This window comes from Candidatus Magnetaquicoccus inordinatus (assembly GCF_004217665.1).
GTDB classification, from domain to species: domain Bacteria; phylum Pseudomonadota; class Magnetococcia; order Magnetococcales; family Magnetaquicoccaceae; genus Magnetaquicoccus; species Magnetaquicoccus inordinatus.
In genome coordinates, this window is sequence record NZ_RXIU01000401.1 from 1 (window position 1) to 1,628 (window position 1,628).

The window sequence follows — 1,628 nt, forward strand, 5'->3', positions numbered from 1 at the left end:
TGGCGCTGTTGGCCGGGGCAGAACGGGTAGAAGGGGCCCTTTTTGGCAACGGCGAGCGTACCGGTAATGTGGATATAGTGACCTTGGCGATGAATTTGTACAGTCAGGGGTTGCCGATTGGTTTGGATTTTGCGCACATGGAGGAGTTGGTAGCCTGTTATGAGAGCTGCACCGGGATGATGGTTCCGCCGCGTCAGCCCTATGCGGGAGAGTTGGTATTTACAGCCTTTTCGGGATCGCATCAGGATGCTATTCGCAAAGGTTTGGCGGCCTGGCAGAGTGACCAACCTTGGGAGGTACCCTATCTGCCGATTGATCCACGTGATGTAGGCTCAGATTGGAGCGCGCTGATACGGGTCAACAGCCAATCGGGCAAGGCGGGTGCGTTGCATTTATTGGAGTTGGCGCGGGGGGTGCAACTGCCGAAGGCGCTGCATCGTGAGTTTGCGCAGTTGGTACAAGCGGAGAGTGATCGGCGAGGCGTGGAATTGACGCAGAGCGATGTGGAGCAGATTTTTCTGCAGGAGTTGTGTCAACCGGCAGGCAAGCTCCAATTTTACGGTTATCAGTTGTTGCAGGAGCGGGAGCAGTTGTGCACAGTGGAGTTACAGATCGGTGTGGGGAGTTGGCGTGGCTCCTTGACTGGCCGGGGCAATGGCCCGCTTGATGCGGCGGCGCAGGCGTTGCCTGGCGCCTGGAAGTTGGATTTTTACCAGGAGCAGGCGTTGCAGAGTGGCAGTCAGGCGCAGGCCATCGCCTTTATTTCGTTGCTGGGCGAAAAGGAGTGTCGTGCAATATCTGGGGTAGGGATCGATTGTGATATAGTTGCGGCTTCCTTGAGGGCCTTGCTGGCGGCGCTCAATCGTCATTTATCAGGTTATGGCGAGGAGGAGTTGCAGAGGCTTGTCGCGGCATGGAGTATGGGCAGCAGGTGAGGGTGAGCTGTTGTGGGCGGGTTGCGGAGAAAGTGTCGTGGCCAACCCGCCTCAACTTGCCAAAGGGGGGATGCTGCAGTAGTGTTAACCAGTGAGAAAACAGTGGAACCATCGGCAGAGGGAGCAGAGCTATGCAAGATGTAAAACAGCAGCGCCGTTATCAACGCGAACAGGTTTTGGAAGAGGGAAAGTTAACGATCCAGAACCGGACGATGACCGTTGATGTGTTGGATGTATCGCTGCAGGCGGAGCTGAACAAGGTACAGGGATTTGGCATTATTGCGCCCCATGCACTGATGGCGAAGAGTCGTTGTACGCTGCATTTGCCGAGCAGCCGCTATGCCGGGGAGTATAACTGTATTGCGATTTATAGTCAGGATACCGGCTTTGGCATGCGCATAGGTTTACAGGTTGAAGCAACTGCGGAGTAGACTGGCACAACAGTAGTGCAGGGAGCTATTTCGAGAGCAATCGATTCGATCCGCTTCATATCTCGATTACACACAAGTTGCGATGACGCCCATGCAAAGGCTGCGCTGGCCCCCTCCTCCAGGAAGCTCCCTCCCCAGGAGGGGGCCAGCTTCTTGATGGTCAATGGATGAATCGTTTCTCTAAACGGAACTTTCGGACAGAAAACAAATAATTCACATTTATAAACAATAGGTTGGCGCGTTTTAGTCCTGATTTTGTACC

The 1,628-nt window shown here is 54.5% G+C and carries 2 protein-coding genes; both read left to right on the forward strand.

Annotated features, from left to right (window positions below; all coding sequences use genetic code 11):
* On the forward strand, positions 1–935 hold a 935-nt coding region (locus EJP87_RS16015), incomplete at its 5' end, for an alpha-isopropylmalate synthase regulatory domain-containing protein (protein ID WP_320412248.1).
* 131 nt (positions 936–1,066) lie between these two features.
* Positions 1,067–1,366 (forward strand): hypothetical protein, encoded by a 300-nt coding sequence (locus EJP87_RS16020; RefSeq protein ID WP_130472850.1) that lies wholly within the window; start codon positions 1,067–1,069, stop codon positions 1,364–1,366.
* The last annotated feature ends 262 nt before the right edge of the window (positions 1,367–1,628 follow it).